General features: G+C 33.5%; 6 protein-coding genes and 2 pseudogenes. 3 read left to right on the top strand and 5 right to left on the bottom strand.

The genetic code is table 11. The features are described from left to right. The coding region (locus tag KI356_RS25315; RefSeq protein ID WP_212936816.1) for a class I SAM-dependent methyltransferase at window positions 1-540 on the bottom strand (540 nt) is incomplete at its 3' end. A gap of 855 nt (window positions 541-1,395) precedes the next feature. Between KI356_RS25315 and KI356_RS25310 the strand changes: the two are divergent. The 3 genes and pseudogenes from KI356_RS25310 (at window position 1,396) to KI356_RS25300 (ending at window position 4,935) form a co-directional block, all read left to right on the top strand. Next, window positions 1,396-2,148 (top strand): annotated as a pseudogene (locus tag KI356_RS25310) (aminoglycoside phosphotransferase family protein). Window positions 2,149-2,266: 118 nt separating this feature from the next. Further along, window positions 2,267-3,067: an ABC transporter ATP-binding protein gene (locus KI356_RS25305; protein WP_128280092.1), complete on the top strand. Its 801-nt coding sequence runs from the start codon at window positions 2,267-2,269 to the stop codon at window positions 3,065-3,067. Further along, window positions 3,052-4,935 carry a hypothetical protein gene (locus KI356_RS25300; protein WP_128280091.1) on the top strand — a complete coding sequence of 628 codons (1,884 nt, stop codon included), beginning with the start codon at window positions 3,052-3,054 and terminating at the stop codon, window positions 4,933-4,935. Before KI356_RS25305 ends, KI356_RS25300 begins: the two co-directional genes overlap by 16 nt. Before the next feature lie 76 nt (window positions 4,936-5,011). On the opposite strand, the pseudogene KI356_RS25295 reads toward KI356_RS25300, so the two are convergent. The 4 genes and pseudogenes from KI356_RS25295 to KI356_RS25280 all read right to left on the bottom strand — a co-directional run. Continuing rightward, window positions 5,012-5,155: pseudogene (locus KI356_RS25295) on the bottom strand (protein kinase); the annotation flags it as partial. Window positions 5,156-5,191: 36 nt separating this feature from the next. Beyond that, on the bottom strand, window positions 5,192-5,599 hold the full coding sequence (gene tnpB / locus KI356_RS25290) for an IS66 family insertion sequence element accessory protein TnpB (RefSeq protein ID WP_212936815.1): 408 nt from the start codon (window positions 5,597-5,599) through the stop codon (window positions 5,192-5,194). Next, window positions 5,599-5,919 carry an IS66 family insertion sequence element accessory protein TnpA gene (gene tnpA, locus KI356_RS25285; protein WP_212936814.1) on the bottom strand — a complete coding sequence of 107 codons (321 nt, stop codon included), beginning with the start codon at window positions 5,917-5,919 and terminating at the stop codon, window positions 5,599-5,601. Before tnpA ends, tnpB begins: the two co-directional genes overlap by 1 nt. A 130-nt stretch (window positions 5,920-6,049) precedes the next feature. Continuing rightward, on the bottom strand, window positions 6,050-6,488 hold a 439-nt coding region (locus KI356_RS25280), incomplete at its 5' end, for a GNAT family N-acetyltransferase (protein WP_212936813.1).

The following is a 6,488-nucleotide window of genomic DNA, read 5'->3' as shown; positions in this document are numbered from 1 at the left end:
AATTAGCGATGGAAAACCAAGTTTATCGCCTCTATTTCTAGAATCATACCTTTTCGAACGGAAAATAACACCATCGTTTGCATCCCATTCATTGTAATAAAATTTACCATTTTCATCACAATATTCAAGTAAAACTACCTCGAATCCAGCGATTTCAAACATTTTCATTAATGTTTTATAATTATGAACGATTTTATGGCTTGCAGCTGGGTGGTCTTTCGGACCAGGTCCGCCTATTTGAACTATATTTTGGTAGGTTTCATCTCGGAAAAATGCATCAGGGACTCCACACCGAATATGACCTGATGGCTTTAAAAATTTATAACAAATTTCAGCTGCTTTTACACCTTCTTCAAAAATAAGATGTTCCCATACATGCTCAGCTAAAATAGCTGAAATAGAATTGTATTCAAATCTTGCTTCCCAAGTGGTATTGTCTAGTAAATTAAGTTCATCTTCTTGAGTTTGAACCCAACCTGGATTATTATTAAATACTCCAGCTCCGACTACTACTTTAATTTCGTCTTGCTTAATTGCCATCACTTTCACCTCATAAATCTTTTTATGTATTAATATATTCTATGTTTACTATATATTTTCCTTTTTCAACTAAAGTGTCAGTTAACTCAATAAGAGAGGTAACAAAACTTCTGTTGTTTTTACTTATCCCCCCATATAGAAAAAACTTTTATAGGAGTTGGGAAAATAAGTCGGAATTTTTCATGCGATATTCTGTTATTTTGCCTATAATTAATTCTTCATCATCTATACTTGTAAAAACACTGGTAATCACCTTTTCCTCCCTCCGCTTTATTCACTTTCTTTATTATTACTCATAATACACAGTTATTATTTTACCTAAAATGCAATATACCCACATGAAGACAATATTTTAAGTAGATTTCAAAAAAAATCGAAGAAATTTAATTTTTCTTCAACCTTTAGACATATTAACTCTTTTTGAAAGTAAGGGAATTAATATTTTTAATATATATTCTGTTGAAATCATATTTTTTGTATTACATTTGATTACTTTCTGTTCTTTTGTATAAATGTATACCTTATAAAATCCCAGTTGAACTAACTAGGTGCTTTAATTGAGCAAGGAATAAAAAGTTTCAACTTCCTATATCGGGATTTATGGAAAACACCTCTTCAGTCTACAACTATTTTTTAACAGTCTAATACTTTATTCTATAGTCTAAAACATTTTTTTAATGAAACACCAGATTTTCATTCCGATATTCCTAGAAAATTAAACTTACCACTTTCTATATAATTATAGGAAGTGGTAAGTTTTTTGCATTTTCATGAAGAAGGGATTCAGCATAATTACACTGAATTTATAGTGGAGTGTAGGGTGTAATACTAATTTACTGTAAGAAGAGAAATGAATTGAATTTAGGAAATCCGATAGCAAAAGGAAATACGGCTGAAATTTATCTTTGTGATAATAAAGTTGTGAAACTATTTAAAGAATACCTCCCTAATACAGAATCTCTATATGAAGCACAAAAACAGCAGTATGCATATTCACGTGGTTTACACGTTCCTAAAGTATTCGAAGTTACAGAGATACAAGGTAGACAAGCTATTATTATGGAATATGTAAAAGGAAAAAGTGTTGGTGAGCTTCTGCTAAATAATTTAAGTGAAGCCGAGCATTACATAAGTATGTGTGTTAATGAACAACAAAAGATTCATGCTATTTCTGTAAGCTCGGATGAAATAGAACAGATGGAAGAGAGACTTTATCGTCAAATTCAATCTGTTCAAAATCTAGATGAGAAACAAAAGAAGAATATATTGAGCACAATGGATTCAATCGTGTTTGAACCTAGATTATGTCATGGGGATTTTCATCTGTTTAATTTAATTATGAGTAATGATAATATGAAAACTATAGATTGAGTTGATGCTAGTTTAGGTGATATTCGTGCAGATGTGTTTCGAACATACTTGTTGTACTCACAATCTTCGGTAGAATTAGCTGAAATGTATTTACATATATATTGCAGGAATACCGGAATATCAAGAAATGAGATTTTTCAATGGGCACCTATTATTATTGCGGCTAGAATATCTGAAAATGTATCTGCTACAAACATTGAATATTTGAATGATCTGGTAGCACAGTATTGTAATTAGAGAAAAACTTTCGATATTTTAATTTTTAAATTAAATACGTTCTAACAATACAAACAAATGAGTAAAGGTATTGAGATTTACAATCAGATATTAAATTTGCAAAGAAGGAGTCCATTTTATGAAATCTTTTGAATCGATTTCAGGGGAACCTGAATGGGAGGAATCTGCTCCCGCGCTACAAATTTTGAAGTTGTATAAACAATTCGGCGAGTTTATTGCAGTCAATCATATTGATTTAACTGTTCCGAGGGGATCTTTTTATGGAGTTGTTGGCCCTAATGGGGCAGGAAAAACTACTTCGTTGTCGATGGCTGTTGGTTTATTACGACCAGATGGCGGGAACGCTAAAGTTTTTGGGGTTGATGTTTGGGGAAGTCCTGCACAAGCAAAGACATTGATCGGGGTATTACCAGATGGATTGGCCTTGCCGGAAAGACTTACTGGTCGCGAATTATTAACATATATGGGCCTGTTAAGGGGAATGAGTGCCAAAGAAGTTAATCGACGAACAGAAGAATTACTTACAATACTAGAATTGAATAATGCTGAAGGAACGCTAGTTATCAATTATTCTACTGGCATGCGTAAAAAAATTGGTCTTGCACTTGCACTCCTCCATGCACCGAAATTACTCATTCTCGATGAACCATTTGAGGCAGTAGATCCTATTTCTGCAACTACTATTAAAAAGATTTTACAGAAATTTGTTAGTTCTGGTGGTTCAGTAGTATTTTCAAGTCACGTCATGGCGTTAGTTGAACAACTTTGTGATCACGTTGCAATTATTTCCAAAGGAAAAGTGGTATCTTCAGGAACAATGGTAGATGTTTGCGGTGAAGAAACGCTCGAAGACATTTTCGTTCAGTTAGTAGGCGTCCCTGCTGTTAAAGGAGGAGAACTGTCTTGGCTAGTGTTTTGATTCGAATGAAGTTATCAATGCTAAAAAATTCAATGAATAGTGGTAAAGCAGTTCTTTTAATTATTACAGGAATAGTTGGTTTATTGATTGCAATTGGAACCATCTTGCTCTTTTCTTTCTATCCTACGGAACATAACGTTTCAAAAAGTATTCTATATGTGATATTCGCTTTGTGGACAGTAGGGTGGATTTTGGGCCCACTTCTTACTGGGGGCGATGGAATGTTACGTCCTGAATATTTCGCGCTGCTTCCACTCACTTCATTTAAACTTGCTAGGGCTTTACTCGCTGTAGCTTTTATAGGATTAGGCCCACTTGCTAGTCTTATAGCATTCATAGGATTATTAATTTACGCAGCTAGGGCTAGTTTATCTGCAACTATAGTTGCAGTTCCAGCAATTATTTTACAGTTAATATTTGTTGTGCTGTTATCAAAAGTAGTAGTTAGTATAATTGGTGAGACGATGAAATCAAGGATTGGTATGGAATTTGGAGCAATGCTCTTTGGTTTCATCATTGCGTTTTTAAATGTAGGCTGGTATGCACTTCCTGCTATTAATGGGATAACACTTAACGAACCTACATTTCTTTACATGTTTCCGTCTAGTTGGGCGATACTTGCTGTAGAGTTTGCTATTCAATCTAATTGGTTATTAGCTTTTGTTTTATTAATTGTTCTAACAATATTATGCGGACTGCTTTTATTTATATGGACGACATTACTGATGAAAAGTACAGTGAAGGATACTAAGAAAATCCAAAATACGATTACTATTAATAAACATAGAAAAGCTCTACGAATCTTTTCAGAAAAGAAAATTGGAGCAATAATAACTAAAGAATTAAAAAGTTGGGGAAGAGATCCACAACGAGGCCGTTTCCTCCGGATGGGTATTTGGATAGGAGTGTTTTATGGTATTTTAATTACAAGTGCTCATATATCGTATTTAATGCCTTGGGCAGGGGTAATTATGATTGTTTTCACAAGTATGTTTGCCTGCAATATATATGGGTTTGATGGGAGTGCATTATGGTTAACATTAACGACACCTGGCGCAGAACGGATTGATGTGCGTGGTCGTCAATTGGCTTGGTTGATAGCTATTGGCCCGATTGCAATTTTAACAACAATTATTTTCACTATCTATAGCGGACTTACTTTCGTTTATCCTTGGGTATTTGCGATAATTCCGGCATTACTCGGTGGAGCTGCAGGTCTTATTATGTTGTTTTCTGTATTTAACTTAATCCCAATAACTGATCCTCATCGCCGCGGAAGAGGAACCGTTATCTCAGGTGATGATATGAGTGCCAGTAAAATGTTTATAACAACGTGGTTAATGATGGTGATGGTATTAGCAACAGCTATACCCGCTTTGTTAGTTGTATGGATTGGGACATTACTACATATAGAGCCCTTACAATGGCTAGGTGTACCGACTGGCATTTGTACAGGAGTGTTTTTAGCTTGGTGGCTTGGTCGAATTGCTTACTTAAAACTTGAAAAAAGTGGCCCTGAGTTGCTATTTGCAATGAAAAGTGGCATGAAAATATTGCGCGATGATAACAAAGAGAAAAATAACAGAATGGCGGCTGAATTACCTAAGAAAAAACTTGCTGTTGTTGTTCTATTAGTATTTATGGGTATCTTTTTTTTGATTCATCAAAGTATAATACCGTTAATTTTTGAGATATTTAGTGTAGATGAAAAAGTTCGTCTTTTCTTTCTCCCACGCTACTTTTCGCATATTGTTCGTATTCCTATAATCGTCGTATTTGCTGTATTAGGTATAGCATCTTTGTATAAAGCTATTTTAATTAAGAAAAGACATGGGAAGGAACATCAATTTATAAAAGATGAAATGTAGAATATACCTAAAAATAAACTAGTAATTACATGATGTTGTTCAACTATGATAACCGTGTAGTTGAACAACATCTGTGTTATATGTTAATGAAAGAATGATTATTTTCGATCTTCATTCTATAAAGAATCATTATCCGTACTTGTTCCTCAGTTAATTCTTCTTTATCCCAATACATATGCATTAAGCTATATTCGAATATCTCCTTTAATTTAATAAACAATAATTGTGGGTTGGTTTGAATGTGAGAGTGTTGTTTTCATAGATAAATCCATTCGACAAAATTATCCAAATTCCTTTTACATATATGATTTTTATAGAATGGATCTCGCATGTACGGCTTGATGCCCTTGTTTTTTTGAAAAGAAAATCCATCAAGAAGCCATCTCAATTGTCGTCTTGATATAGTAAGTGGTACACCCCTATGCTCAGTTGGCCTGTAAAACGTTCCCTTTTCCAATCTGCGATAGTGCAACCAGAAACCATTATGTTCCCAAACCAGAATTTTTAGCTTATCGCGTGAGCGATTGCAAAAAACAAATAAACAGGAAGAAAAGAGATCTAACTCAAATTCTTCGTTTACAATAGCCACTAGTCCATCAATTGATTTACGTAAATCTGTTGCCCCTTGTGCAAGATATACTTTTTCAATTGCGATTTCAGACATCATTGTTGTTTCACCGCCTGCATCACTTGTAAGAGCACTTGCGGAGTAAAAGGCACATCTAATTCAATGGTTGCTTCTTGCATGTGAATTCGAATCGTAGCATGTATGTTTTCTTCTACGTCAGGGACATTCATAGAAAGCCAATTCACACGCCCATTTACATTTTGCTCTTCCGTTTCAGGCGATAATTTTTTCAGCCAGTAATATAGGCGATGAACCGGTAGGTTCTGTTTTTGACACCAGGCAACTTTTGATAATCCACTGTTTTTATAGTTTTGAATATAAGTATCCCATTCTTTCTTTAATCGGTGTCTTACCATAAAAAAACTTCCACATATAGTATGTAAGGAGATTATCTCATGGGTTATTTACAAATAGTAGGTGGGGAATATTTGACGCTTACGTTTATAGTGCAAAATAAAAAGCGAAAAGAATAATTCCTTCCGCTTTTTATAGCAATAAATACATTTCATATTGCGCTAAAGAATTCTTTTCAAATCCAGATTTCTTTAAAAAACCTTCGAGTAAATTGTTGTTTGGAAACCCAATTGATAAACTTGATAACTTTAATTCTTCACTTGCTACCTGTAATAATTTCGTCCCAACACCAATATTTCTATAATCTTTGTCTATGAAAATAAAACTAATTTTTCCTTGTTCATTTACACATACAGAACCTTTTATATCACTATCAACATATGCACCGTAAAATGTATGATTTGTTTTTTCGATATAATCAATATCATTTTGCCAATTTATATGGAAGTTTAACCATTTCTGAATTTCAACTTTAAATGTTGGAAATTCTAATTTTTTTACCTCAATATTTTTATTACCTTTATTCATTATTTCAGTTAAATCATTTAAATTATAATAAGAAAGATTATAT

The organism is Bacillus hominis (assembly GCF_018332515.1).
Taxonomy (GTDB): Bacteria; Bacillota; Bacilli; order Bacillales; family Bacillaceae_G; genus Bacillus_A; species Bacillus_A hominis.
The sequence above is the reverse complement of the archived record's forward strand: the minus strand, read 5'-3'. Positions and strand labels throughout refer to the sequence as shown.